This is a genomic window from Aeromonas sp. TW 6, assembly GCF_013168745.1.
In the GTDB taxonomy this organism is placed as follows: domain Bacteria; phylum Pseudomonadota; class Gammaproteobacteria; order Enterobacterales; family Aeromonadaceae; genus Aeromonas; species Aeromonas caviae.
This window is the reverse complement of the sequence record NZ_JABERS010000052.1, coordinates 1-25,231: the sequence shown is the minus strand read 5'-3', so window position 1 is coordinate 25,231 and position 25,231 is coordinate 1. Positions and strand designations below refer to the sequence as shown.

Sequence of the window (25,231 nt, the reverse complement as noted above, 5' to 3'; positions counted from 1 at the left end):
GAATGCATGGTGTTTTTGCTCATGGGGGGAGCGTATCTAAGGAGCAGGATCAAGCAAGCAGGAAAGTGGGATCAAGAGACGATCGTCTCATTTTTCCTGTGTCAATACTGTTCCGGTGAATACTTACCCTATCGGGAAGTGCAAAAACGGGTGCAGATCGACGAAAACGCCGTGGTCGACGCCCCCAAGGTGGGTATGGTGAACCACCTGATGGACATCATCTCCAGCATCTTCGCCCCCTTCCTCTACCCACTGGCCGCCTGCGGCGTGTTGCAGGGGCTCATCTCCTTCTTCGCCGCCATCGGCTGGATGGACACCGCCAGCGGCACCTTCCGCATCCTCAACTTCGTCTCCTGGACCGGCTTTACCTTCCTGCCGGTGATGGTCGCCTTCACCGCGGCCAAGAAGTTCAACGTGAACCCCTTCACCGCCGTGATCGCCGCCTGCGCCTTGGTGTCGCCCGATTACATGAACATGCTGACCGCGAACAAAATCATCCTGGCAAACTCCGCGGATCCGGCGGTGCAAGCGCTGATGCAGTCGGCGATGGAGAACCCGGTCATCAACGAGGCCATCGTCAACCTGGTGGGGGTTCCCCTTAACAGCGCGCCGCTCAGCTTCCTCGGTCTGCCGGTGCAGTACCTGAGCTACACGGCCTCGGTGATCCCCATCATCCTGATGGTGTGGGCCATGTCCTATGTGCAGCGCTTCTTCGAGCGGATCCTGCCGGTGGTGGTGCGCAACCTCTTCACCCCCATGTTCTGCCTCGCCATCATGGTGCCCCTGACCCTGCTGGCCTTCGGCCCCATCGGCAACCTCATCGGCGGCGCCATCGGTGGCATCTACAACACCCTCTATCACCTGAGCCCGTCCATCGCCGGCTTCGTGGTGGGGGCTGTCTGGACACCCCTGGTGACCCTCGGCGTGCATTGGGGCATCACCCCGGTGACGGTGGGCAACTACGCCACCCTGGGCTATGACACCTTTACCGGCCTGCAAGCCTCAGCTGTGTTCGGCATCGCCGGCGCCGTGTTCGGGGTCTACTTCAAAGCCAAGGATCCCGAGCTGAAAAGCGTGACCCTCTCGGCCGGCGTGACCGCCCTGTGTGGCATCACCGAACCCGCCATCTACGGGGTGGCCCTGCGCTTCAAACGCCCGCTCATCTGCGGCTGCCTGGCCGGTGCCATCGGTGGTACGGTCGCGGGAGCCTTCAACGCGGTCTCCTGGAGTTACTGCATCCCCGGCATCGCCGTGCTGCCGGTGTTCTTCAAAGAGGGCCACATGGCGCAGTTCCTGGGCTTCCTGCTCTCCATCGGCGTGGCCTTTACCCTGGGCGTCATCTTCTCCTGGATGGCGGGCTTTCAGACCGATGCCGAAATAAGCCAACCCCAGCCGCTGACATCCAAAGCCGTATAAGGAGCGACAAGTCATGAACAACGCATTACCGAAAGACTTTCTGTGGGGGGGGGCGGTCGCCGCCCACCAGGTAGAAGGGGGCTGGGATCAGGGCGGCAAGGGGCTCAGCATCGTCGATGTGCTCACCAGCGGCGCCCACGGGGTGGAGCGCGTCATCACCGACAAGATTGAGGCCGGTCATCGCTACGCCAACCACGAGGCGGTGGATTTCTACCACCGCTACAGAGACGACATCGCACTGTTTGCCGAGATGGGCTTCAAGTGTTTTCGCACCTCCATCGCCTGGTCGCGCATCTTCCCGCTGGGGGATGAGGCCGAGCCGAACGAGGCGGGGCTGCGTTTTTATGACGACATGTTCGACGAGCTGCTGCGCCACGGCATCGAGCCCGTCATCACGCTCTCCCACTTCGAGATGCCGAACCACCTGGTGACCGAATACGGCGGCTGGAAGAGCCGCACCGTGCTGGACTGCTTCGTGCGCTTTAGCGAGGTGGTACTGCGCCGCTACCAGCACAAGGTCAAATACTGGATGACCTTCAACGAGATCAACAACCAGCGCAACTGGAAGGTGCCGCTGTTTGGCTACTGCTGCTCCGGGGTCATCTACAACCAGGAGCCGAACCCGGAAGAGTGTATGTACCAGGTGCTGCACCATCAGTTCGTGGCGAGCGCCAAGGTGGTCAGTCTGGGCCATGAGATCAACCCGGGCTTGCAGATCGGCTGCATGCTGGCCATGGTGCCCCTCTACCCCTACTCCTGCCACCCGGACGATGTGATGTATGCGGAAATCGCCATGCGCGAGCGCTTCCTGTTCGGGGACGTTCACATGCGCGGCCATTACCCCGCCTATATCCGCAAGGAGTGGCAACGCAAGGGCTATGAGATTGTCATGGAAGCGGGGGATGAGGAGACGCTGCGGGCGGGCTGCGCCGATTACATCGGGCTCAGCTACTACATGAGCAACGCGGTGCGGGCCCACGGCGCCGGCACGGGCACCGCCTTGTCGGGCTTCGAGGGCAGTGTGCCAAATCCCCATGTGCAGGCCTCCGAGTGGGGCTGGCAAATCGACCCCGTCGGGCTGCGTTATACCCTGAATCTGCTCCATGGCCGCTACGAGAAGCCGCTGTTTATCGTCGAGAACGGCTTCGGGGCGCGGGATCAGAAAGACGAGCGGGGAGAGATAGACGATGACTACCGCATCGCTTACTTGCGGGCCCATATCGAGCAGATGAAGCTTGCCATCGTCGAGGACGGGGTGGAGGTGATGGGTTACACCCCCTGGGGATGTCTCGACTGCGTCTCCTTCACCACAGGGGAATACAGCAAGCGCTACGGCTTTATCCACGTGGACAAGAACGACGACGGCAGCGGCAGCTTTGCGCGCAGCAAGAAGCGCAGCTTCGACTGGTATCGCAGAGTCATCGCCAGCAACGGCGGGACACTATAGCGGGGTTGTTTAACATGCTGCCTGTATTAAATAGAACCTGTTATTGATCTCATAAATCATCATTCAACCATGTGTTTATGCAATCTCTTTAATAGAAAAGGCAGTGAATGTCTGACTGTAAATAAGCGAGATCCCGGCTCGACACCGAATCTGTCTAGCCGTGGATCCCGCCCTTATCCGGCAATAAAAAACCGACCTGTGAAGTGACCCTCCTTGGTGCCTTGGGTGCGTCAGCCGCTCATCGAGGTGGTGTAATGGCCCATGTCCAGGGGGTGCAGGATCCAGCAACGGCCATTGTCCATACCCGGCATACTGACGATCACCGGCTCCGCACTGAGATCCAGCCAGCCTTGCAGGTGCAGGGTATCGTTGTTGATGCCCGGGTGTTCGGTATCGTCCGCCAGGTGGCGAATGTTCTGGAAGCGGTTTCGCGGGGTGCCGGTCTTGATCGCCGTTCCATAGAAGAGCTTGTAGGCTTCCTCCATGGAATAGCCGTAGATATGGGCATCCTGTGCCATCTTGTCAGTGATTTGTGCCATGAAGGCGTGGTAGCGAGACATGTTGCTGCCGCAAGGGATGTCTTTCTCATGGTGCTCCACGCCTGTTCATCGTTTACACCCGCTCGAAATCCGCCAGCTTGAAGGTCTTGTGGTTCAACTCGTCGGTCGGGCCATAGAAGCGCATGGCCGGCAGCGGGCGTTTGCCACTGGTCGGGATCCAGTTGTTTTCCTTGCCTGGCGGGGCGGTCGGGCCCACGTAGAGGGTGATGCTGCCGTCCGGGTTCTTGGCCATCTTGTCGAGATCGTAGGAGGAGAGGGTGGTGCGCCCGCTCTCGCTGTAGATAAAGGACATGGTGTCGCGGTTGTAGACCGTCAGTGCCCAGAACTGCTTGACCGGCATCTTGGCCGGGATGGTGAGCTTGTAGAGCTGACCGGCTTCCAGCAGTTTGCCGTTGTTGTCCGCGAGGCACATCAGGTACTGGGTGGCCGGGGTATCGCTCAGCGCCTTGGGCATATAGGTACACCAGAAGTACTCGGCGGCGCGATTGATGAGGTCGATGCGATCCTCATAGGTGAAGGTGAAGGTCTTGTTGTCATCGCTCTGCAAGAGGGAGGCGTAGTGCCGATCAGGCCAGTAGCGTTTCTCCTTCGGGAAATTGTCATACCAATGCTGCATGTAGAACCAGGCATCGATGGCCGCCTGGCGCAGCGCCTTGCGGGTTTTCTCATCCGGGTTGAATGAGGTGCCGCGACCTATGCCAAGGGAGGTGAGCATCCCCATCATCACCTTGTCCTGCTCGCGCACGGGCTCGACGCTGGCCACCGCGTGCAGGTCGTCGAAGTGACGCTCGTCGTAGTAGGGCTGGGTCGGGTAGCGCTTGTTGCCAGGATCGACGAAGCGCTGGGTCGGCGGATTGCTCGCCTCGGAGAGAGAGTACATGCGCAGGCGCTTGGAGTAGTGATAGGCATCGTTCGTCGACTTGCCGGGTGCCGGCACAGAGCGAAAGGCAAACGCCACGCGATAATTCGGGGAAGGAACATGCAGATAGCCGGCCGGGATCGGCTCGCTGTAGCCGGGGGGCGTCAGCAAAAACTTGCCGCCCTTGCCTTGGTCGAGCCCCGCCGGGCCTACATCCGCGATGGTGAATTGCCAGGCATCGACAATCTGCCCATACAGGCTGCCATCCGGGCCCGCAGTGGGCACTTCCAGCACGGTGGGGCCGTGTTGCAAGTCGGTGAAGGCCGTGATGTAGGGGGTGGTGCTGTTGGCCGTGATGGCCTCGAGATGCGGGGTGGCAGGCTTGGAATAGGCGATGATGTCGTTGTCTTTGAGACCCAGATTGTCGAAGGCGGCGCGCCGGAAGCTGTAGATGGCGACCGCCGGCATGTTCCACAAGGCAGCCTCGAAGGCCCGCTGGTACTTGATCTGGTACTCAAAATCTTCGACCGAGCTGACGGATCCCGCTGGCGGCAGGCCACTCTCGGTTTCACCTGGTTGGCCGGCGCCATGGCGCAGTGGTGTCTTCAGTGACAACCCTTCGGCAAACGCCGGAGTCGGAAGTCTCAATACCGTCAGACCGACGGCGGATCCCAGTGCTAGCTTGTAAAAACTCTCTGCGTGTAATTGGCATTTAAACATCCTTGCTGATGTGGGTCGCTTCAATTCTATCCCGATGACTATAGAAGGATTCTTGTGAAGACTCGGGCCTGAGTGTCATACGTGAACACTTCATGGGACGGCGATCATGTCCACTCATTGAAATGGGGTTGTGCCCATGAAGATGAGCGCGTCAGGCCCTGCAGGGGTATTTCCTGGTTTCCCGGGGCTGGGGGCATTGGCCATCTCCCCTTGCGGGTTGGTCGATGGCAGCACTCAAAGGGGAGGGATGGGACTCCCCTTTAGCATCGATAAAAAAGCCCGGTAGTGATACCGGGCTTGGTGGTCGAGCAGTGCTTTAGCCTCAGGCGAGGTCGAAGCGATCCAGATTCATCACCTTGGTCCAGGCCGCCACGAAGTCCTTCACGAACTTCTCCTTGGCATCGGCACTGGCGTAGACCTCTGCCAGGGCTCGCAGCTGGGAGTTGGAACCGAACACCAGATCGACCCGGGTTCCGGTCCACTTCACCTTGCCGCTCTGGCGATCACGGCCTTCATAGACTCCCTGGCTGCCCGCCTCCGGCTTCCACTCCGTGCCCATGTCGAGCAGGTTGACGAAGAAGTCGTTGGAGAGGGTACCCGGGGCGGCGGTAAAGACCCCGTGGCAGTTGCCCGCGTTGGTGCCGAGCACCCGCATGCCGCCCACCAGTACCGTCATCTCGGGGGCACTCAGGGTGAGCAGCTGCGCCTTGTCGATCAGCATGGTCTCCGCGAAGCCCGCGCACTCGCCCGCGTAGTTGCGAAATCCATCTGCGAGGGGCTCGAGCACCGCGAAGGAGTCCACATCTGTCTGGGCCTGGGAGGCATCCATCCGGCCCGGAGTGAAGGGCACGGTCACGGCGACACCGGCTCTCTTCGCGGCCTGCTCGACCCCCACGCCGCCCGCCAGCACGATGAGGTCGGCGAGGGAGACCCGCTTGCCACCGGTGGCCGAGGCGTTGAAGGCCTGCTGGATCCCGTCGAGGGCCTGAAGCACTTTCGCAAGCTGGGCAGGCTGGTTCACGGCCCACTCCTTTTGCGGAGCGAGACGGATGCGGGCACCGTTGGCGCCACCGCGTTTGTCGGAGCCACGGAAGGTGGACGCGGAAGCCCAGGCGGTCGACACCAGCTCGGCCACGGACAGGGAGGTCGCCAGGATCTGCTCCTTAAGCAGGGCCACGTCCTTGTCATCGATCAGGGGATGATTGACGGCGGGGATGGGGTCTTGCCAGATCAGCTCCTCTTTGGGTACTTCCGGCCCCAGGTAGCGGGCAATGGGACCCATGTCGCGGTGGGTCAGCTTGAACCAGGCGCGGGCGAAGGCATCGGCGAAGGCCTGCGGATCCTCGTAGAAGTGGCGGGAGATCTTGCCAAACTCGGGGTCAAAGCGCAGGGTCAGGTCGGTAGTGAGCATGGTCGGCTTGTGGAACTTGCCCGGGATGTGCGCATCGGGAATGATCTCCGGGGCATCCTTGGCCACCCACTGCTTGGCGCCGGCTGGCGACTTGGTCAGCTCCCACTCGTAGTTGAACAAGTTTTCAAAGAAGTTGTTGCTCCACAGGGCCGGTGTCTTGGTCCAGGTCACTTCGAGCCCGCTCGAGACGGTGTCCTTGCCATGGCCGCTGCCGAAGTCGCTCATCCAGCCGAGGCCCTGTGCCTCCAGAGGCGCGGCTTCCGGCTCTGGCCCCTTGTGGGATTCGGGCGCGGCGCCGTGGGCCTTGCCGAAGGTGTGGCCGCCCGCGATAAGGGCGACCGTCTCTTCATCGTTCATGGCCATGCGACCGAAGGTGGAACGGATGTCCTTGGCAGCCTCCATGTAGTCACCGCTGGCGTTGGGCCCTTCCGGGTTGACGTAGATGAGGCCCATGTGGGTGGCCCCGAAGGGGGCCGTGAGCTCGCGATCGCCCTTGACCCGATCGGGATCGACCCCGAGCCAGGCAATTTCATCCCCCCAGTTGACGTCCTGATCCGGCTCCCACACGTCGGGCCGCCCACCGCCAAAGCCGAAGGTGCGAAAACCCATGGTCTCCAGGGCGACGTTGCCGGCGAGGATCAGCAGATCGGCCCAGGAGATCTTGTTGCCGTATTTCTGCTTGATGGGCCAGAGCAGGCGACGGGACTTGTCGATGTTGACGTTGTCCGGCCAGCTGTTGAGGGGGGCGAAGCGCTGTTGGCCACGGCCGCCGCCACCGCGACCGTCGGTGGTGCGATAGGTGCCCGCAGCATGCCAGGTCATGCGGATGAACTGGGGGCCGTAGTGACCGAAGTCCGCCGGCCACCACTCCTGGGAATCCGTCATCAGCTTGACCAGATCTTTCTTGAGTGCCTTGTAATCCAGGCTGGCGAAGGCCTTGGCGTAGTCAAAGTCCTTGTCCATGGGATCGGCGCCGGGGGAATGCTGATGCAGCAGATCCAGCCGCAACTGGTTCGGCCACCAATCTCGATTGGTTCTGCCGACGCCGGCGGTGTGGTTGAAGGGGCATTTGCTTTCTTCACTCATCTCTGTCTCTCCTTGGCAGTCATGTGCAATGCAGACAACTCAGTATGGGAACTTTTCCTGCAACCGGCGGGGCATATGACAGGCTGGGCCTTGGACCGGCATCGGGGGGTTATCAATAACTCCTTATATTTCAGCTAATTGATTAAGGATGGGATGACAGTATTACGAAAAGATGAATCGGTGCCATCGAATTTGGCTGCTCCTGGACAAGGGATAAGAGAAGGAAGGAGCGCCCTGGCAGCCGTGTTATCAATCTTTTTATCCATAACACGAGGGAGCAGACCTGGACTTGCGCTGGGTCATGGCATGAGGAGGGCTTGTCTTGAGCGGGGCAGAAAACCCCATTTTTGTGACGGTGGTCCGGATTGCGTCCTGAGCAGGGCGCCGAGCGCCAGAGGATGGGGTGGGGGCGTTGCGCCAAAAAGCGGACGGCGCAGAAACAAAAAGACCGGCCAGTGGCCGGTCCAAACAGACAGCGTGCTGCTGTCTCATCAGGCTGATCCCAGCCTGGAGGGGAATAATGGGGTGGCTGATGGGGCTCGAACCCACGACAACCGGAATCACAATCCGGGACTCTACCAACTGAGCTACAGCCACCACTGAAATCTGCCTTCGATACAGCAATCAAACTCATGTGTATCGATGGCGCGCCCTGCAGGATTCGAACCTGCGACCCACGGCTTAGAAGGCCGTACCTGTTAATAGAGTTAAAATGTCATCAGAATACGTCAAACATCAAATAAATATAATACTTTAAAATCAATGTCTTATTGACGTTAAGTCTGTCTAGGTTAGCTGAGGAAATTTTATGTTGCCAAAATTAGCACTTCAGGCTTCTGCATTTTTAGTTGTTTTTTTGATCTAAAATGGATCATTCACTCGCTCGTACGCAAAAAAAATGAGCCTCGATAGAGGCTCATTTGGGGCGATGCAAGAGGCATTTGTCACATTGGTCAATTATCGTTTTAAGCGTTGCGCTTTCGAACTGAGTCCACCCAAAATTGAATCTGCAATCTCAGTGGGAAATGTATCAGGCAATTGCTGACGAACGATTGATATTACCTCATCCAGATTATCCGTCAGTTCGCTGATGATTTTTTCCATCTGCACTTGTTCAAAACCAATCGCCTTGGCCGTTTGATAAAAATGGCGAGGAAATATCTGCTCTATCGCGTATTTTTTGCCCTTGGTTGCAGTAAGCCCCATGGCCAACTTGGCATCACGGGGATGTAATCCTTTACCACCAAATGCAGGATACATGGAAAGGATGTCGTAAAACGGTGTAAGCCGGAAACGCCCTTCAGGTTCGATAAACACCGAGAAATTCTTGGCATGGCCATCAGTGGCAGCCAGCAGCCAGAACAACACCTGAGACTTCATAAACAGGTACCGATCCTGCTCCGGCGTGGCCGATCCCAGCAGGGTCGTCATGATGTCAGCAATGCCCGGTCCACCATGGCTCTCGTACTTGCGTGCTGACGGTACATTCAACACCTGGCAGAAGTCCTCTTGGGGCAGGCGCATGATCCAACTGCGATCCGTGGCGTAGCGCCGATCGAAGCGTTCCACCGCCAGAGCCTTGACCTTGCCGACCTGCATGATGAAGCAATGGGGAACCGGAAGACCCAATGCTTTGGCGATCAGGGTGCAGAGATATTCGTTTTCTACGCTCTGGGAGAGGTCTATCGAGTAGGAGTGGCTTTCGATCTTGCCAATGGGCAGCTTGATAATGTGGGTGGTTGGGGTCGCTGCATGCGGTAAGCACCAACGGTTGTCGAGGTAGAGTAACGCGGTCTTTTCCTGAGCCCCGGCGATGGATATCCGAAAATCGTCCTCTTCCCTCACCATACCAAGCGGGATCCCTTGCTGGTAGCTGGTCATGATCTGCTCCAGTTCGGCGTCAGAGAGCGGCTTGCACTCAATGCGCTTAACGTCTGGCACAGGTCTGCCCTGAGCCACCAGTTGCAATGCCCCCACGCTGTCCTGGCCAATGCAACTGAGCAGATCAAAGGGTTGGGTGGAATCGGCTTGATAGCGCGCCACCACCCGGTTTCTTACTTCCGGGTTATCTGGCAGCAGATTATCGAAGAAGTTATAGGCCTCATCGCCCTGGTAGCGCTGCTGGCGTAATGGCATGGAGAGCGAGATGGGGCGGCTGCCTGGCAACTTCACCCACGATTCATCGTACTGAAATTGGTGAGCACCATTGGTCGCCTTGGTAAAGGTACCTACCCGGTATCCGTTCATGTAGACCGTCAGGCTGGCCATTACCACTCCTCCTTCCAGCCAGGCGTGGCGTTTTCCGCAGGATCGGTGCGGGGCCTGATATCGAGGGAGAGTTCCAGTGCGGCGAGGATCTTGAACAAGGTCTCCAGCTTGGTTGACTCGGGATTGAGCTCGAAGCTGGACACCGTGTCCTGCCTGATCCCCACCTTGCCGGCCACTTTGCCTTGGGAGAGCTTTTGCGAAAGCCTGGCATCCTTGAGACAGGCACTAAGTTGCTTGGCGCTGGTTACTTTCATGATTTGACTTACCTGGTAGCGTAATTTCTTTTAATTTACACGCTGTGGCAGGTATATCAATATTTACCTGCTTTAGGCGGTAAATGTTTTTCACACGCTAAAGGCGGTATTTAACCTTGATCCTCAGGTATGGGTGTCGCACTTTCGATTCAAGGGGCCATTAAAACAAGGTGTAACGAGTTTCAGCAGGAGTGCACTGGGGTTGGCGCAACAAAAGCCAAGGCAGCGATGGTGCGTCGGTTGATCGTCTCTGTCAGTGAGTCCATGATTGTTGCGATCGCTTCACGGGAGCTCACAAGTTCGCACCCGCGTTCGCTTCTTTAAATACCTTCTTGAATTGATGAGCACGAAATTTTGCCAATCTAGCCGAGGTTTCTCGGGAAAATTTGCAAATGCAGTGATGGTGTCATACCAAGCAGCCACCTCCATTGAAGATCTAAACTGGACAGGTCCCCAGTGTTATCGAAAACGGGGGGGCGCAACCAACAAGGTAACTCTGACATGTTGAAACCCATTCTGGTACAGCTCCGAGAGGCCTTGGCCGAGCTGCCCTACTTCACCCATATCGACAACCAGCATGACTACGAAAGTGCGCTGGCACTGATAGATGAGCTGGTGGATGACTACGATAACAACGTCCAGCTGTTAGACCTGCTGGCGGCCAGCATTGAGCGTTGGGAAGATAATGCTGAAGAGTTTGCCGAGTTTAACCGGCGGGTGGCGGCCATCCCTGCGTCATCATCGACATGAACCACTAGGCTAACGTCTTGCCGCCGGGCGCAGCCTACCGCATGAAGTCCGAGCACGACAACAAGCTGCTGATGGATCTTCGATCCAAAAATCGGATGGTTGCACACACTCCAGGGTGGTCAAAATTGGACGCTGAAAACCCCGGATGGATGAGTCAGACAGGAATGCCGCCTGACGGCCTTTGCTTTTCAGTGGTTCGTCTCCATCGGAAGCGCCCAAGTGAATTCCCCTTTATTACTACACCGGGGCCCAGATCAGCAGGCGCTGCCAGTTCGCTCACACAATGAGGGGAGGAGGGCCATGACGCGACTAATGCTGCGATGACAATAAGGGGCATCGTAGCGTTGATCTCCAGCCCGCGCTTGATCAACGTTGACTTGCAAGAGCTGAGGGTAGTGATGTCAAGGATGGGATTCTAAATCATAGGTCCTCCAGGTTGACGCTGACGAACTCCGACCGTTTGACTCGCTCATCGACAATACGGTTCAGCTCGGCATCTTCGGCCAGTTCCAGATAGTAGGCGTAGAGCTCAGGCGGCACACAATAGAATGCTGGCTCGTTACGATAGAGGATGGCGACGGCATCGCCTTTTCCCTCTTTGATGGTCCCCATTGGATTGCGTCTGAGCTCTGTGATATTGGCAGTGGTGGCTGCCAGGCTTTGGTAACTCATGATGATGTCCTCGGCATAGAGCACCGCACTATGGAATACCTTAATAGATACTCAACTCGACGATTGTCACAGTATCAATCAGCGCCCATGTTGCGCTTTCCACGCGATAAACTCCGAGGGCCGTAAACCATAGCGTGCCAGAACACCTTCATGCAGCCTTCGCAACTCTTCAACAATCAGTGCCTGTACGGCCGATCGCTCTTGCTGCGGGACGTTCTCTGACACCGCTTGTTCAATGGTGCTGAGTGGATCAAGTTGGATCGACGTGACGACCCCACGGACAGTCTGTTTGATAAGATCCCGCCATGCTAGGCGAAGTGGGTCAGGTTCGGCGAGATCCCGCTTGATGGCAAGATATTCTTGGGTTGAACGTTCATAAGCCCACACGTACAGGTCGCGTAGCAGTTCGATGCGGGCCATTTCGTACACACCGAGGGTGGCGCGGCTGTAGGCCTGTTCTGGTACATCGAGGAAGGTGAGCGGGCAGAGGTTGCCACGAAACAGGGGGAGATTCGCGGCCAAGCGGGAAGTGCGTTTATTGATGTCGGCAAAAGGTTGTAGGTAGGGCAAGTGCACCATCATGAAAAACGATTGTTCAAACGGATCGTGGATCTGATTGGCTTTGCTCAGCACCTCGTCCAGCACCTCTTCGATTTGTTGTGCCGTGGATAACGGGCGATAGATACTTTTACTGATGTCGACAGCATGTTGGCGAATGCGCCCCTCATCGGCAGGGTTGGGTAGCAAGTTTTCCGCCAGGGCGCTGTGCAAGTTCATCAGGGTGTAGCGGTTAAATTCGGCACTGTCGATGTTTTCGACCAGTAACTCGATCGCGGTTTTATGGTTCAGGATCATCTGCGTTTCGATGGCTCCCTTACCCCGCGCGGCCTTGCCGTGCTCGATAAGTTCACGGGTGTCTAGCCTGCTATAGGTATTACCTTCCAGGTGGCTCGATGCCCATGATAAGTCGATCAACAAACGGTTCAGGATCGCTCGACTGTATGTGCCGGCAGGCTCATCGATGTCTGTGGTCTTGCCCATGTTGTGCAACTGACGGCGCAGTGATTCGGACAGGTAACAGGTTTCGTTGGGATGATATGCCTGCAAGAAATCATGCTGATAGCCCACGGGCTTGCGGGCTGGGAGGGGCTGGTCGATATAGGCAAGGATATCCAGGCTGTCGGCAGAGAGTGGGATGAACGCGGGGAAACTGTCCACCTTGGCTATCCGGGGCTCGGTATGGCTCTCGGAGTCAGCATGATAGCGGCGAGCCCGTCCTTCGCCTTGGGCTGTGATGTGGCCGCTTTCAATCAGCTTGGCTATCAGGCGCTGTGCGGTGCGTCTGGCAATGCTCGGGTGGCGGCCCAGCAGTTCAGCCAGCGTCAATCCGCTTTCGGATCCCCTGATAGTCTCTAGTAGGTCTGTGGTCGCTGACATCGTGTTTGTTGGCGCGTTTTTCATATATATGGCGCCATTTTGGCGCAGTTAACTAAACTGCGCCAGTTTTAGTGGCAAGTTTGGCGCAGTTTTGCGGTGGCTTCATAGGTTAACGTTTAGGGTTTGAAAGAGTCCTGCATCGTTGATGGTATGGTTTAGATGGGCTAGTTTAAAGGCGCAATGATACAGGGAGCCGCCTCGCCATGTCCTACGCTGCTTATCGTTCTGTTCGCCAGATCCGCCAACCGAAGGGGCTGATGGCCTCGCTGGCCTTGCCCCAGGAGCTTGTGGGGGCGCATCATCTCATTGTGGCTGGAATGGCTCCCTCCATCGTCAATGAACTGGCTGCGTTGCTGGGCTGCGACGTCAAGATAGTCTGTCAGCTGGTTGGCATTGACCGCTCGACGGTGACACGCAAGCGCACTGCGGCGGCCCTGCTGTCCCGCGCTCAGAGTGCCCGTATCTATTCATTCGTTAGTGTGATGGAGGCTGCGGAGTCGCTGTTCGAGGGGGACAGGGGGAAGGCGCTTGAGTGGTTGAACAAACCTGCCCGGGCGCTGGGAGGAAACCCTCCTGCTACTTTCCTGACGACCGCTGTCGGAGCTCAGGCAGTTATCGATCTCATCGGTCAGATTGAGCATGGCGTCGTCGTTTGATGGCGACCTATCTCGCTGAAGGCGTTACCGCTCGACAGCGGTGTCCAGCATGTGCAGGAGAAAGCCAAGTATTGTTCAATTGACGTCACCCGAGTCAGTCACATTCCCCCTTGCATATCGGCTAAATGATCCCGCTCCCTCGACGATTACCCACTTGGTGAATTGCATCTCCATTCCTGACTTCATTCACAGTACCTGCCTGCGGTAGGCCTGCCATGCGCAGGTTCAGAGGTTCGGTGTGTGGCTGAATCGGTTTATCGCTAAGGAACTGTTTGAAAACAAAATACATTTTTATGTAATGTGTTAGTAACGGGTGATACACGGGGTTTATATGAGGACGAAGGAGTCAGGGAACTATCAGATCCATCCGGCGTTAGTCGCGTTTCGTGAGGCGTGGTTGGAGTTGGGCTTCAAGACTGGGCTGCCGATTGCCGATCAATTCCATACGCTCTGGGAGTCAGCCATTATTCTCTATCGTCCCTTGTCGTCAGGCGATGATGTGGGCAGTGCGCTTATGATCGTAGGGCCATTGTTGCCAGTATTGTCTTGGCCGTCGCCAATCAAACCGCCGCCTGGGCAACGATTGATCCCCTGCGGGCTGAATGATGGTGAGGTCGAGCAGCATCTGGCCGGGGAGTGGCTGAGGTTGATGACGCTGTTAGGGGAGCCCCGTCTCATCGAATGCAGCCGACGAATTTTCAATCGCGTTCTGACAGACGAGCAGCGTCTTAACTGGTTTCAGAAGAAGCGGTTGTCTCAAGACTATTGGGCCAAGGTGTGCGGGTTGTCCCGGGAACAGCTGGCGCATGCTCAGGAGGCGCTGAGCAAGTCCCGGCAAAAAGACAAAAAGAACGGGATGGTATCGGTGCCCGAACCTAACTTCTTCTTGCAGAGGTTAGCCGATGAGTGATGACCTTTCGCAGGAGCAGGCAGTGGAGGGTCTTGACGCTGAACCCGCCCGTTCCCTTACCCGACAGCTGGTGTTTCCGGAGGCGTTGGCCGAGTGGCACCGGCAAATCCTTGAATCGTTGCAAGCCTGCGGTCAGGGGATCCTGGGATTGGATCCAACACTGACCGCGTTGTTGGCCGCCGAGCTGCAGTGGATCGATTCTGTCTCATCCAAAGAGATGCTGCCCCCATCGCCACTCTCGGCCATGCAAATGCGTGAGCGGTTGAGTAAAGATCGGAGACTCAGCCAATTCTATCTCGTTGACGCCATCTTGGCGGAATTGCGTAGTGGCCATAGCCTCAACGGTGAGCTATTTGCTCAGCTCAAGTCCGTGACGATCCTGGCCGTCTTGGCGTTATCACATATCAATTTTTCTCAGGGTATTGCCGAGCGGGACCAAACGGTCGAAGAGGCGCTGCGCAACGTCAGGCTGATGGCGAACAATCAACGTGAGGTGATGATTAAGGCCCTGTCTGAGGTCGATTTTACGCAGCCGATACTGACGCTATTGCAAGCCATCAAGATCCAGAGAGAGCAATATGCCAATAACAAGCAGGTGAGCGTCAATACAGGGGCCTTGGAGGCCCTACTGAGCCGACTCTATAAGGCGCGAGCCAAAGAGATCAAAACGGGTACCCGGTCAACCGGCGAACGCCAGCGGTTCCAACTGGAGGCGCGTTATCAAGAGCAGCTCGACGAGCAGACCCAAATCCTGTTGCTACGGGAGGTTCTGCTGCAGCGCGGCAAAGTCAAACTGACCGAGTGGGAGGGTGAAGAGGAGCGAGGAACCCTCCCTGAGCAGCAGACGCTGCTGGTGTCCTCTCAGCCACAGGGGTTGATGGATATTCAGGCGAGGGTTTTGCAAAGCGCCTCGGTAGCGCTCTCCATGTCGATGCGTCATCTGCAGTTGCCGGCCAACCTTTGGATTGCCACAGCGTCACAGATCACACGCCTCGTCGATGCCTTGATGCCTCAGGCGGTCGATGAAACGGCGTTGCCGGCGCTGTCGATCCTGCTGCAACTGGTGATGGGCACGAGTAGCGAGGACTTGCACAAGCTGCCGGTCTGGCCGAGTACTGAGATTAAATTGCCTGCTCCTGGCTCTCGATTTGCCGATGACGACGGACCCTCAAAGAATGCCAGTGGTATTTGGCTGCTTCCTCATGGGGCGTATCTACAACGCTATGTAGAGGTTGCCCACAGCCGAGTGCATAGGAAATTGCACTCTTTTTTGCCAAAGAGCGACTTATTCTTGCAGCTACCTTTGCCAAAATGGGCCACTCATTTATTGGTTGGACACGGTTGGAGGACATTGAGTAGTAGCGCGCAGGTGGATTGTTTAGCGCGAGCAAATGAGCGAGCTGGCACGGCCTTGACCATGCGACAGCTGCAAAACTACCAGCGTGCTTGGTTGCAAAGAGAGGGGATTGATAGCGCCATTGCCGGTATCCTGCGTGGCAAGGCGGCTCAGCAATGTTCCCCTATGGCCTACAGTCATGTGCCACGTAAAGACGTGTTGCAGATCTGGCGCCGTTATTTGGCCTCCATGGGGATGACCGCGGTGGTGCTGGCACCGGAATTAGAACAAGGAGCTGTCGGATCACGCCTCTATCCTAGCGTTGGCGAGCTTGCTCGACTCCTAGGAAATTATCAGCAGTACCTCTGTGCACGACTCAGTGGGTCACGGCAGCAGCGTCCAACGCTGACGCAATATCATAACCTCCTCGTGCGCCACAGTTTGTTGATCCTCCATCTTTCTACTGCCGCCAGGCCCGTGACGGAGATGTACGGCAGGCGTGGCGATTACTGCCTCATCAGTCGCTTTATCCGGCTGACAGACAAAGAGGGACGATCTGTGAGCTCGGCCAGGTTGGTGCCATTGTCAGCGTTGGCAGTGCAGCAACTGCAAGCCTGGGAGCGCTATTTGACATATTTGGCATGTCAGCGTGAGCCGCTGCTGGCGCCGTTAGTGTCGGCGGCGGAGCAAGCATTGAGTGGAGCTGGAGCGCTCCTGTTCTGGGCGGTCGAGGCCAAAGATGGCAGCCTGGAAGGCACAGAAATCGTCACCCCAAATTCGATGATGAGGCAGTTCGAAAATCTGTTGCCCCTGGCGCCAAACTGGCATCGCCATTCGGTGCGCAGCCACCTGCTGGAGCAAGGCGTGGCCACCGAGTTTATCGATGCGCTGCTTGGTCATGAGGAGATGGGGACAGAGTTCACAAACCAGTACAGTAGTGCGGCGTTGAGCGATCTATTTACCCTGACGGACGTGCTGGACAAATGGCATCAAACCCTCGGGTTGAAGGTGATGGGCGAATGGACAATCCACTGATCGATTGGCGTGAACAGCTTCGAAAGGAAGATGAGCGTGCAGCGAACGTTCTTCGGTCTGGTCGGGCTATGCGTCGGGATCGTCTCAAACGTGCTCAGGTGCAAATAGAGCGTCGAGCACTGGATGCGCTGTTGCAACATTTGCCCGGCCTATTCAAGGAGCCAGCCGATGTCCGAGGGTTTGAGTATCTGTGGCCATTGGCGATGAGCACGTTGACGGGCAAGTATAGGCGACAGTCTGAATTCAAGGCTGGGCTGCGAGCCATCCTGCTTTGCCTGCAGCAGGGCAATACCAGCGGGTATTGGCAGTTGCCGTTGCCGACAATCCCCCTGACGGTGCTTCGGCGCCCGCTACCTTACACTGAAAAGTGGTTTGACAAAGCGCAGCGCTGTAGTCAAGCGCTGCTGAACTGGCATAGACAGATCGAGGCCCGCGACACTAGCCTGATCGAAGCTGAAGATTTACTGGCCGACATTCTTCATAGCGCGGTGTTTTACTGCGGTGTACACCAGACGGCGATTTTGCACGCACTGATGCTGGCCATCGCTGAGCGGCGAAGATTATGCACGAATGGCTCAGTTGTTTGGTTGCCTTTGACGTTAGAGAGCAAGGCGTTGGCCACCAATGCGCACGATAGAGCAGGGAAGGTGGTTACCGAGCTCCAGATTTTCCTAAGCCTGCCGACTCTGGGGTTGGTACAGCGCTGGTATCGTCGGCGCGGCAAAACGTTTGAGCTTGCCGTTGAGCTCGACACATTCAGCTTATGGGCCCAGAGACATCTGACTGCACCCCTGCGCGGGATCAAAGAGTTTTGCCAAGGGGCGAGTCTGGTAACCGGTGGGCAAGCCGGGGTCCGCTGGCCACAGATCCTGACTCATGTGGCATCTGGGGCGTTACACAGTGTACCGCTGCCTCATGAAAACTGGCTTTCACTGCATCATCCGACGGTTGCGGATGGTCACCAAGTGGTGTGTTTGGCGCAGGAGGCGAGTACCGGATTAGTCGATAACCTGACGGCAGGCAGTTCCAAGCGTTGGCGCTACCATGGCGAAGACCACCCTTATTCATCCTTACTGGCTCGGTTGCGAACGGTGTTGGCGGAAAAGGAGAGCGCGACTCGCAAGCAGACGAAGGCAAGCTGCCTCGCAGGACTGAACCGGTTGCGCAATGAGCAGACCCTCAGCAAGTCAGAGCAGATCCTGGTTGGGTGGCTACATCAATGCATCGCAAAGAACAAAAACAAGCCTTCGACGCTGCGCAGTTACCTTAGTCGCGGTGGTCAGCAATGGCTTGTTCGGTGCTTTGATCATGATCTCGGCTTATGGGATGGCGATCGTTTTCTGAGCTGTTATCGAGCATTGCTGGAAGAGTATGGGGGGACTTCAAATCTGGTCGTCGACCCGGCGCTCTCTGGTGCGGTTGAACGGACGGACCTGGAAAGATCCTCCTCCGCAGAGCCGGAAAGTTCCTCTTCCGAGGCGCCCGTTAGCCAAAAGAATGCTGTCAGCTACATGGCTGCACGCTTGACCAGCCTGCACAGCTATGCGGTGGCGAGTTACCACTTGGCCCCATTGCCGGAGGAGCTGGTCCCGCGCGAGCGCCAGAGGCCCCATGTGCGTGCCACCTATCTCAGTGAACCTCTCTTTCGACAGTTGCTGCGTGGAATGGAGCGGATGACGCACACCTCATCGAGTTACCGAGAGTGTCTGAGCGCGTTATACATCGTGGCTTATCGTGCTGGACTGCGCTTGAGCGAGATCCAAAAGCTCAGGTTAAAAGATATCGAACGCAGTCCAGAGTGCTGGCTATATATCCGCGATACCCGGCTTGATGATGGCAAGAGTGACAGTGCCACCCGCAAGATCCCCCTGGGGGTCTTGCTGACCCCGGAAGAGCGTACTCGATTGGATGCGTACTTGTCTGGGTTATGGCCGCGAAAGGCGAAAAACGCGAACGCGCTGGCGTTTCCCTCACAGAGCGGTTGGTTGATACCGATGTCGGATGAAGAGATCAGGGGGCCGTTAACCAGTATCCTTCGGCAGGTTGGTGGGAAATACTATACATTCCATCATCTGCGGCATACGGCATTGAGCCGCCTGCAACTGCTGCTACATCACGAAGCTCTGGCACTGCACAGTTTGCCAGGGTGGGCACATTTCCTGCCTTGGTCGGCCGCACAGTGTACCTCTATCTACCAGACCATCACACACTCATCCACTCAGGGGGATTATTGGGCGCTGGCCCAGTTTGCTGGCCATCAGAGCCCGGAGACGACGTTGCACTCATATTTGCATTTTACCCACTGGGTCAATGCAGCGTGTCTGTTGCAGGCCAAGTACGACTGGTCTTTGTCACTGCGACACCACTTCACCGGGCTGTCTCGTGCAAAGCTCACACAGAACGACTGGTTGGAGGGGCCCTTGACATGGCAGCGCTGCCGGGAGGCCCTGCTCCAGTCGCTTTCGCCTTATCTTCAACAGGTCTCCTGGGTCCTGATGGAGTGTGCACCTTACCCTCCCTTGGTTAAACACAAGCTGGATTTTGATGCCGCTCTGGAGCTGATCGCACGGTTCGCACGACATGAAGATATCACCGATCAACTCAATCGTTATCAACTCACACCCGCTATGGTCGATGAGTTAGTTGAAAAAATTCATTTACTTAAAGCATTTAAGACTCAGCGGGGAGCACAGCGATTGCTCTACTCAACGTCACATCATCTGAATTTGCTTCCTGGAGCCTTGCGCAGTCATAAGGAGCAAATCGAACTCCGTAAAGTGGTTAAACTGGCTCGCCAGGTCTATCGCGAGCAACGAGCGGCTTTCATCGAATGGATTGGCTATCTGCTAGTCCGAAGCAATACTCGCAACACTGGGATCCCCTTCACGGATCCACAGATGTTGCAAGCCTTCCTGAGTGTGACGGTATTACTGCTGCCAGCGACACGGATTGCGATCGAGGTACGATGTGGCGCCAAACGGAGTGAAAAAGCCCCATGGCGGGAGGTCATCTCACGCTATCGAGTGAAGAGTGAATTCATTGAAAAAAGTGGGGCTAACCGGGCACTACTGCGAATAATTCATCCTGACGAGGCGGGTATCTGTCAGCGTTCTACTGAGCGGCAGCAAAATGCTGACACGGTAAAACCAATGGCGCGCTACAGCACTCCATTGCTACGGACAGTCGCCTATGTCGTGGCGCTGAAAGTAATGAGCATCCAAGAGCTGGTATCGCTAGGTAACAAGAAGAAAGCCGACTTTGCACGTCAAACCGCGCGTGAGCTTACAGATTGAACGTGCAACATGCTGAAATAGAATAAAATCTATTTGCTTCGCCATTTTGCCAGCTGCCTGACCACTGCGCGCTGCGCATCTGACGACCTGAAACGCACTCATCACGGATTCTTGGACGCCTGATCATCGTCGACGCTCATTCTCACGGCGGGGCATAACTGTCTGGCAGTAGGGATCCCCGTCCGTTAGGGTGGGGAGTGTATTAACGTGGCAGCACAAGCAAATCTGCACTCTTGAGCTTGAAGGTACAGCCTTGCTCGATCAGCTCCTCTCGATTTGCCAGCACCAGCGGGTAGAGCAGAGGATGTTGTTGGTGTTCGCCGTTATAGCTCACCTGCATCCGTTCCAGTGCATAGTGCATCAAAGGGATGCGCTGGCTGATCAACAGCTTGCCATCTGCCATGGCGTAGTCGCTGGCAATGATGGCTTGCTGTCTTTCGCTGAGGGCTGGATTGGGGATAACGATGGCGGTGACCCGGGTGTTCCACTCCCGATCCTGATCCCGGCCGTGGGGGGAGGCATCCAGCAGATCTGGTTCGCCGCGAAAACGACTCATCACGAAGTCCAGATATTCCCCTTTCTTCTCGCAGTAGGCGCGCACGTGCCAGCGGATCCCGTCATAGACCAGGGTATGGGGCACGATATTGCGGCCGCTCTGCGCCTCTGAGCTGAGCGACACGTAATCGACATCGACCCGCAGTTGGCCGCGCGCCGCCTGCACCAGACCACGCACGATTTTCGGGTCGATATGGCGGTTGGGCACATCCATGATCTCGATATGGCCGTAGCGCAGGTCCATCAGCGGCAGGGTTAACAGGCCCGCTTCATGTTGGCGCTGGTGCTGCTTCTCACGGTGCAACAGCATCAGGTACTCATCGACGTTGCCTTCACTAAAGCGCGGCACAAAGTGGTCGGTGGGTTTGTATCCCTTCAGACTTTTGTCATAGACCAGCCCGTCCGGTGCATAGTGAGTCAGGTAGTGATTGATATCCCGTGACGCTTGCTGGCGACCGATATTGAAGGCGGTCATCAAATGATTGGTGGTCAGCCGTCCTTCCCATTGCAATACGATTTCCAGCAGACGAAAACGCAGGGTTTGATCCCAGGTGAGCTCTTTGGGTGCCATATCTGTTCCAAAATGCGACATGTGTATGTAACCAGTATCGGCATGAGTATACAGGCTACATATAATCAATCCATCGAGATGAACGTTACAGGAGTATGTCATGAACGGAAAGCTGGACAGTGCATACAGCCATCACGCCGCGTGCCGGATGCAGCAGCGTGGTATTGATCCCGAGTGGGTGGAGCTGCTGCTGAGCAGCGGGCGCTCTGCGTATCACCAGGGCCGCGAAGTGGTTTATCTCGATCGCAAAGGCGTGGCTATGCTGCAAGCCGAGTGCGGATTGCCCGCACAATGCTGTCAGCGACTACGTCGTCACTATCTGGTCCTACAAGGCGGCGAGATTGTCACCGTCGGGCATAAAACCGCTCACTTCAAACGCGATCGGCACTGAGGCACCATGAACCCAACGCGGTTATCAGATCAGGCAAGCATGCCCCTGATCAGGGGGATATGTTGCTTGTTGTCAGCCGAGCGAGTGACGACGCTGACCGCTTTACTAGCCAACGGCGCATGTCACCAACAGGGTAAGATGTCACCGCTGGCGATGATGGCGGCATTGGCCATCCATATCGAGCAACACCGGTTGGATCGCACGTTACTGCCCATCGACCAGGGGCGTGAGCAACTGATGGCCGGTGCTGCCGACTTGCTGGGGAGGGACGCCCGCTTTGAAGATCAGGATGCGTTTCGCCTGTTGGCGCTACTGCTCGACAAATTGCTGCGGGGAGGGCGTGGCAGCCGTCCGGCCAAGCAGGATGGACTCACGGTAAGTGTGATGGAGTTGCGGGCGCTGGCGGTCAGATCCCCGAATAGTGATGCCGTGGTGCGTGGCAGCTGGCGGCGCAAATCACGCAACCAGCTGGGCCACGCCAGCTGGCTGGATGTGGTAGAGGCTGCACTTTGGTGCTTCTGGCATGGGGATGACCTGGCCAGTGGCGAAGTATTGCTCGGGGTATTGCTGGGCCGGGATGAGCGCGTACGGTTGGTCTATGGTCTGCTGGCCGGTGCTTTCTATCTGTCAGATCGGACGGATTGAAGAGGGAGCCCAAAGCCCAAGACTCTCAGTTCCGCTGATTTTGTGTGAAATGCAGCAACTACTCAGCAATGGGCTGGTTTACATCGGCCAGTATGAATTGATAGCAATAACAGCCTTCACTGACTGGTAGATCCTTGAATCTCGAACAAATCCCCAACATTGATATCTAAGTGGCGACATAACTGTTCTATCACATCCAGTTCTATCCGTGTCGCAGTTTCATTGTAGAGACGGTGAATGGTGTTCCGGTTTATACCTGTTTCTCTAGCTACTTCAGCAACTTTCAACTTTCGCTCACCTAAAATTCTCGACAAGTGGCACTTAATCATTACTCCTCCATAAAAAAAATACCCACAGCGTAGCAAAATGTCTTGCAAGGGTGTTTAAAGGTGCTAAAGTCTCTCCTGTAGTGCATATGGAGTCTTTGAAGAGAATAAAGCGAGGATATGATTATGGCATACACCTATCTGACAACAGAAGAGCTCTCTGCACGGATCAAGTTTGATCCGCGTACCATCCGCAACCAGCTCAAGGATTCCGTGCTGCTCGAAGGGCTGCATTACATTCGCCCGTTTGGGGGACGCAAGCTGTTGTTCCTTTGGGAGCCGATCGAAGAGGAGATGCTCAAGCACAGCGCCACGTTCGAATCTTTCCAAGGCTAGGGGGTGGCAAGATGGCGTCTATTTTCAGTCTCAACCAACGGCTGTATCTCGATTTTACCTTCAAGGGCAAACGTTGTCGGGAAAGGACCGGCCTGCCGGATAGTGAGCAAAATCGTCGCAAGCTCAAGCAGTATTGTGAGCGGATGGAGGCTCAGATCACGCTGGGGCAGTTTGATTTCTGCAAGGCGTTTCCCAATAGCCCTCGCTTTGACTATTTCGCCAACCAGGCCAAGCGGGAAGCGGTATTGTTGGCGGGGTGCCCCTTGCTGCGCGATTTCGCCGAGCAGTGGTATGCCGAAAAGGCGGCAGAATGGCGCACCTCCCAGCGGGAGACGGTACGCGACATTCTCGATGGTCACCTGTTGCCGCAGTTTGGCAACCAGCCGCTGAGCCTGATCGACAAGGGCGCTATTTTGGCATTCCGGGCGCAGGTGACCCAGTTGCCCGGGCGCAGTGGCAAGCCGATCTCCGCCTCGCGGGTGAATCACATCATGACGCCGCTGCGGATGATGCTGACTGATGCGGCCGACCGCTACGGCTTTATCTCTCCTTGGCGCAATATTCGGGCGCTCAAAATCCCCCGTACTACCATCATGCCGTTCAGTCTCGACGAGATAGGTGACATCGTGGCCACGGTGCGGGCGGATTATCGCCCTTACTACATCACCCGTTTTTTCACCGGCTTGCGTTCTAGCGAGATCCACGGGTTGACCTGGCGCCATGTCGATTTTGAGCGCCGGCAGTTGCAGATTTATCAAGCCTGGGTGCGCGATGAATTGATCCCGACCAAGACCGATGGCTCCTACCGGACGGTGCAAATGAGCGAGCGGGTGTATGAGGCACTGCTGCTTCAGCGCAGCCGGCAAGGGATTGATGTCACTCCGGATCACTTTGTGTTTTGTAACCGCAATGGCCGTCCGCTGGAGGATCGCAATGTGGCGAACCGGATCTGGTATCCGTTATTAGCTTTGCTCGATCTGGAGAAGCGCAAGCCTTATCAGACTCGGCACACGGCCGCGACCCTCTGGCTGGCATCCGGGGAGAGCCCGGAGTGGATTGCCCGGCAGTTGGGCCACAACAGCACGCAAATGCTGTTTCGGGTCTATTCCCGCTATGTGCCGGATCTGTCGGGGCGCGATGGGCATGCCTTTGAGCAGATGCTCAGTCGCTATGAGCCGACCGCATCGGGTCAGCGCGATGAGAGCACTACCATCCTTAACGAGGAGATCCACCATGGCCCACGTCATTAATCGGCAGGAACCTGGTCCATTGCTGTGGGCAACGCGCTTGCATTGCCTTGAGGGGCATTTGGAGCAGTGGCAACTGTGGACGCCCGGTGACACCCAGTTGGTGGTGGTGTCGCACAGTGAGATGGCTCATATCGAGCCCAGTGGCCAGCTGGTGCGCTGGCGGCTTGCCGCCCAGCCGTCTGCTCCGGTCGGCCTGCCTACGCAGGGGATTGCGGGGATGACCGGCGAGGCCGCCCGCCAGCTGTGGCTGTTTCACCTCGAGCAGGCACGGTCAGCCGCTCATGGCCAGATGATAGAGCAGCTATGGCAATTTTATGCTGGCCTGCCCAGTGGCGGGGTTCGTCAATTTGTCCAGGGGCTGCTGTTTGATAAACCCTTTATTGCCGCCTTCTATCGCGGCAAAGCGAGTCATCACCACCACCATGACTACGAGGGCGGCTTGCTGGAACACAGTGTTGAAGTGGCGCTGACGGCCAGGATGCTCTGCCAGCAATACCAGCTCGACAGCCGCACCGCCGACGTGGCCTTTTTGGGCGGGCTGTTGCACGATGTCGGCAAGCTCTACCTTTACTACAACAACAGCAGCGGGGAGGGGATCTGCTCCTCCCATGAGGCGCTCAACTTTATGAAGCTGGAGCCTTACCTCGAGCCATTGATGGCGCGAGAGCCGCGGGTGTTTGAAGCGCTGACCGCCTGCCTGTCGGCCTCGGTGGGCAAGCAGCAAATCCAGTACATGCCTGAAACCATCGTGAAGATGGCCGATCGCCTGTCAGCCGAGGTGTACCACTGGCGGCGGGTGTTTGTGGGCTTACCCGACTTTTACTGGTTTCACAAATCCGATGAGGATGCCCGGATCTACAAACGGCTGGGATGAGCGAGGCCTGTTGGGCGAGTTCGTAAAGAAACAGGGCCGCCATGTGCGCAATGCTGTTCACTTAAGCGGAGCCGCATTGCGATTTACCGGAAAACGGGTCTTTGATATCTTCACCGCCCTGGGTCTCGATGGCCTGGGGCGTTTTTCTATGAACATGACGCCTATGCAGCCCC

21 protein-coding genes and 1 tRNA gene are annotated in these 25,231 nt (G+C 56.8%); 12 read left to right on the top strand and 10 right to left on the bottom strand.

Annotation, left to right across the window (positions count from 1 at the left end):
* The first annotated feature begins 150 nt into the window (after nucleotides 1-150).
* The gene (locus HKD46_RS18465) at nucleotides 151-1,416 is read left to right on the top strand and encodes a PTS transporter subunit EIIC (RefSeq protein ID WP_311699686.1); all 1,266 of its coding nucleotides are present in this window, start codon (nucleotides 151-153) and stop codon (nucleotides 1,414-1,416) included.
* Nucleotides 1,417-1,429: 13 nt separating this feature from the next.
* Entirely contained in the window at nucleotides 1,430-2,863 is a 1,434-nt protein-coding gene (locus HKD46_RS18460; RefSeq protein ID WP_161470493.1) for a 6-phospho-beta-glucosidase, read from the top strand.
* A 230-nt stretch (nucleotides 2,864-3,093) separates the two neighbouring features.
* Here HKD46_RS18460 and HKD46_RS18455 read toward each other — a convergent pair whose 3' ends face one another.
* The 6 genes from HKD46_RS18455 to HKD46_RS18430 form a co-directional block, all read right to left on the bottom strand.
* On the bottom strand, nucleotides 3,094-3,462 hold the full coding sequence (locus HKD46_RS18455) for a DUF1254 domain-containing protein (protein ID WP_279993290.1): 369 nt from the start codon (nucleotides 3,460-3,462) through the stop codon (nucleotides 3,094-3,096).
* Between the two features lie 13 nt (nucleotides 3,463-3,475).
* A complete protein-coding gene (locus HKD46_RS18450) occupies nucleotides 3,476-4,930 on the bottom strand; it encodes a DUF1254 domain-containing protein (RefSeq protein ID WP_235673871.1) in 1,455 nt (484 codons plus the stop codon).
* 394 nt (nucleotides 4,931-5,324) lie between these two features.
* Nucleotides 5,325-7,499, bottom strand: coding sequence for a catalase/peroxidase HPI (gene katG, locus HKD46_RS18445; protein WP_161470495.1), 2,175 nt, complete (start codon nucleotides 7,497-7,499; stop codon nucleotides 5,325-5,327).
* Nucleotides 7,500-8,020: 521 nt separating this feature from the next.
* Nucleotides 8,021-8,096: transfer RNA gene (locus HKD46_RS18440), tRNA-His, on the bottom strand.
* A gap of 360 nt (nucleotides 8,097-8,456) precedes the next feature.
* The gene (locus HKD46_RS18435) at nucleotides 8,457-9,767 is read right to left on the bottom strand and encodes a type II toxin-antitoxin system HipA family toxin (RefSeq protein WP_005329232.1); all 1,311 of its coding nucleotides are present in this window, start codon (nucleotides 9,765-9,767) and stop codon (nucleotides 8,457-8,459) included.
* Nucleotides 9,767-10,021, bottom strand: a complete 255-nt coding sequence (locus HKD46_RS18430) for a helix-turn-helix domain-containing protein (protein ID WP_005329233.1) — start codon at nucleotides 10,019-10,021, stop codon at nucleotides 9,767-9,769. The genes HKD46_RS18435 and HKD46_RS18430 overlap by 1 nt, the downstream gene beginning before the upstream one ends.
* Before the next feature lie 501 nt (nucleotides 10,022-10,522).
* On the opposite strand from HKD46_RS18430, the gene HKD46_RS18425 reads away from it, so the two are divergent.
* Nucleotides 10,523-10,771, top strand: a complete 249-nt coding sequence (locus HKD46_RS18425; RefSeq protein ID WP_010674978.1) for a hypothetical protein — start codon at nucleotides 10,523-10,525, stop codon at nucleotides 10,769-10,771.
* A gap of 420 nt (nucleotides 10,772-11,191) precedes the next feature.
* On the opposite strand, the gene HKD46_RS18420 is transcribed toward HKD46_RS18425, so the two are convergent.
* Both HKD46_RS18420 and HKD46_RS18415 read right to left on the bottom strand, forming a co-directional pair.
* Nucleotides 11,192-11,443: a type II toxin-antitoxin system Phd/YefM family antitoxin gene (locus tag HKD46_RS18420; protein WP_010674977.1), complete on the bottom strand. Its 252-nt coding sequence runs from the start codon at nucleotides 11,441-11,443 to the stop codon at nucleotides 11,192-11,194.
* Between the two features lie 78 nt (nucleotides 11,444-11,521).
* The gene (locus HKD46_RS18415) at nucleotides 11,522-12,829 is read right to left on the bottom strand and encodes a Fic family protein (protein ID WP_021140687.1); all 1,308 of its coding nucleotides are present in this window, start codon (nucleotides 12,827-12,829) and stop codon (nucleotides 11,522-11,524) included.
* Between the two features lie 254 nt (nucleotides 12,830-13,083).
* Here HKD46_RS18415 and HKD46_RS18410 point away from each other — a divergent pair, with 254 nt between their 5' ends.
* The 4 genes from HKD46_RS18410 to HKD46_RS18395 all read left to right on the top strand — a co-directional run bounded on the left by HKD46_RS18410 (nucleotide 13,084) and on the right by HKD46_RS18395 (nucleotide 20,110).
* Complete coding sequence (locus tag HKD46_RS18410; RefSeq protein WP_021140686.1) at nucleotides 13,084-13,536, top strand: antitoxin Xre/MbcA/ParS toxin-binding domain-containing protein; 453 nt, start codon at nucleotides 13,084-13,086, stop codon at nucleotides 13,534-13,536.
* 331 nt (nucleotides 13,537-13,867) lie between these two features.
* Complete coding sequence (locus HKD46_RS18405; RefSeq protein ID WP_021140685.1) at nucleotides 13,868-14,446, top strand: hypothetical protein; 579 nt, start codon at nucleotides 13,868-13,870, stop codon at nucleotides 14,444-14,446.
* Nucleotides 14,439-16,817, top strand: coding sequence for a site-specific integrase (locus HKD46_RS18400; RefSeq protein ID WP_041205618.1), 2,379 nt, complete (start codon nucleotides 14,439-14,441; stop codon nucleotides 16,815-16,817). Before HKD46_RS18405 ends, HKD46_RS18400 begins: the two co-directional genes overlap by 8 nt.
* Entirely contained in the window at nucleotides 16,802-20,110 is a 3,309-nt protein-coding gene (locus HKD46_RS18395; protein ID WP_171865783.1) for a tyrosine-type recombinase/integrase, read from the top strand. Before HKD46_RS18400 ends, HKD46_RS18395 begins: the two co-directional genes overlap by 16 nt.
* 202 nt (nucleotides 20,111-20,312) lie before the next feature.
* Here the strand turns inward: HKD46_RS18395 and HKD46_RS18390 are convergent, their stop codons facing one another.
* Nucleotides 20,313-21,236, bottom strand: a complete 924-nt coding sequence (locus HKD46_RS18390; protein WP_171865782.1) for a WYL domain-containing protein — start codon at nucleotides 21,234-21,236, stop codon at nucleotides 20,313-20,315.
* Between the two features lie 100 nt (nucleotides 21,237-21,336).
* On the opposite strand from HKD46_RS18390, the gene HKD46_RS18385 reads away from it, so the two are divergent.
* The gene (locus HKD46_RS18385; protein ID WP_081100796.1) at nucleotides 21,337-21,627 is read left to right on the top strand and encodes a DUF4258 domain-containing protein; all 291 of its coding nucleotides are present in this window, start codon (nucleotides 21,337-21,339) and stop codon (nucleotides 21,625-21,627) included.
* Nucleotides 21,628-21,765: 138 nt separating this feature from the next.
* Nucleotides 21,766-22,272 (top strand): hypothetical protein, encoded by a 507-nt coding sequence (locus HKD46_RS21490; protein ID WP_005327398.1) that lies wholly within the window; start codon nucleotides 21,766-21,768, stop codon nucleotides 22,270-22,272.
* A 116-nt stretch (nucleotides 22,273-22,388) separates the two neighbouring features.
* Here the strand turns inward: HKD46_RS21490 and HKD46_RS18375 are convergent, their stop codons facing one another.
* Nucleotides 22,389-22,601 carry a helix-turn-helix transcriptional regulator gene (locus tag HKD46_RS18375; protein WP_059169687.1) on the bottom strand — a complete coding sequence of 71 codons (213 nt, stop codon included), beginning with the start codon at nucleotides 22,599-22,601 and terminating at the stop codon, nucleotides 22,389-22,391.
* A 123-nt stretch (nucleotides 22,602-22,724) separates the two neighbouring features.
* Between HKD46_RS18375 and HKD46_RS18370 the strand changes: the two genes are divergently transcribed.
* From HKD46_RS18370 to HKD46_RS18360, 3 genes are read left to right on the top strand one after another with little or no spacing between them, the layout of a single operon-like run.
* Nucleotides 22,725-22,934 (top strand): hypothetical protein, encoded by a 210-nt coding sequence (locus tag HKD46_RS18370; protein ID WP_042011229.1) that lies wholly within the window; start codon nucleotides 22,725-22,727, stop codon nucleotides 22,932-22,934.
* Between the two features lie 11 nt (nucleotides 22,935-22,945).
* Nucleotides 22,946-24,184 (top strand): Arm DNA-binding domain-containing protein, encoded by a 1,239-nt coding sequence (locus tag HKD46_RS18365; RefSeq protein WP_005327400.1) that lies wholly within the window; start codon nucleotides 22,946-22,948, stop codon nucleotides 24,182-24,184.
* Nucleotides 24,168-25,058 (top strand): HDOD domain-containing protein, encoded by an 891-nt coding sequence (locus HKD46_RS18360; protein ID WP_069785115.1) that lies wholly within the window; start codon nucleotides 24,168-24,170, stop codon nucleotides 25,056-25,058. Before HKD46_RS18365 ends, HKD46_RS18360 begins: the two co-directional genes overlap by 17 nt.
* Nucleotides 25,059-25,231 lie beyond the last annotated feature (173 nt).

Coding starts and splice junctions, on each gene's coding strand:
- HKD46_RS18460 (WP_161470493.1), top strand. CDS start 1,430: ATGAACAACGCATTACCGAAAGACTTTCTGTGGGGGGGGGCGGTCGCC.
- katG (WP_161470495.1), bottom strand. CDS start 7,499: ATGAGTGAAGAAAGCAAATGCCCCTTCAACCACACCGCCGGCGTCGGC.
- HKD46_RS18435 (WP_005329232.1), bottom strand. CDS start 9,767: ATGGCCAGCCTGACGGTCTACATGAACGGATACCGGGTAGGTACCTTT.
- HKD46_RS18430 (WP_005329233.1), bottom strand. CDS start 10,021: ATGAAAGTAACCAGCGCCAAGCAACTTAGTGCCTGTCTCAAGGATGCC.
- HKD46_RS18425 (WP_010674978.1), top strand. CDS start 10,523: ATGTTGAAACCCATTCTGGTACAGCTCCGAGAGGCCTTGGCCGAGCTG.
- HKD46_RS18420 (WP_010674977.1), bottom strand. CDS start 11,443: ATGAGTTACCAAAGCCTGGCAGCCACCACTGCCAATATCACAGAGCTC.
- HKD46_RS18410 (WP_021140686.1), top strand. CDS start 13,084: ATGTCCTACGCTGCTTATCGTTCTGTTCGCCAGATCCGCCAACCGAAG.
- HKD46_RS18405 (WP_021140685.1), top strand. CDS start 13,868: ATGAGGACGAAGGAGTCAGGGAACTATCAGATCCATCCGGCGTTAGTC.
- HKD46_RS18400 (WP_041205618.1), top strand. CDS start 14,439: ATGAGTGATGACCTTTCGCAGGAGCAGGCAGTGGAGGGTCTTGACGCT.
- HKD46_RS18395 (WP_171865783.1), top strand. CDS start 16,802: ATGGACAATCCACTGATCGATTGGCGTGAACAGCTTCGAAAGGAAGAT.
- HKD46_RS18390 (WP_171865782.1), bottom strand. CDS start 21,236: ATGGCACCCAAAGAGCTCACCTGGGATCAAACCCTGCGTTTTCGTCTG.
- HKD46_RS18385 (WP_081100796.1), top strand. CDS start 21,337: ATGAACGGAAAGCTGGACAGTGCATACAGCCATCACGCCGCGTGCCGG.
- HKD46_RS21490 (WP_005327398.1), top strand. CDS start 21,766: ATGTCACCGCTGGCGATGATGGCGGCATTGGCCATCCATATCGAGCAA.
- HKD46_RS18375 (WP_059169687.1), bottom strand. CDS start 22,601: ATGATTAAGTGCCACTTGTCGAGAATTTTAGGTGAGCGAAAGTTGAAA.
- HKD46_RS18370 (WP_042011229.1), top strand. CDS start 22,725: ATGGCATACACCTATCTGACAACAGAAGAGCTCTCTGCACGGATCAAG.
- HKD46_RS18365 (WP_005327400.1), top strand. CDS start 22,946: ATGGCGTCTATTTTCAGTCTCAACCAACGGCTGTATCTCGATTTTACC.
- HKD46_RS18360 (WP_069785115.1), top strand. CDS start 24,168: ATGGCCCACGTCATTAATCGGCAGGAACCTGGTCCATTGCTGTGGGCA.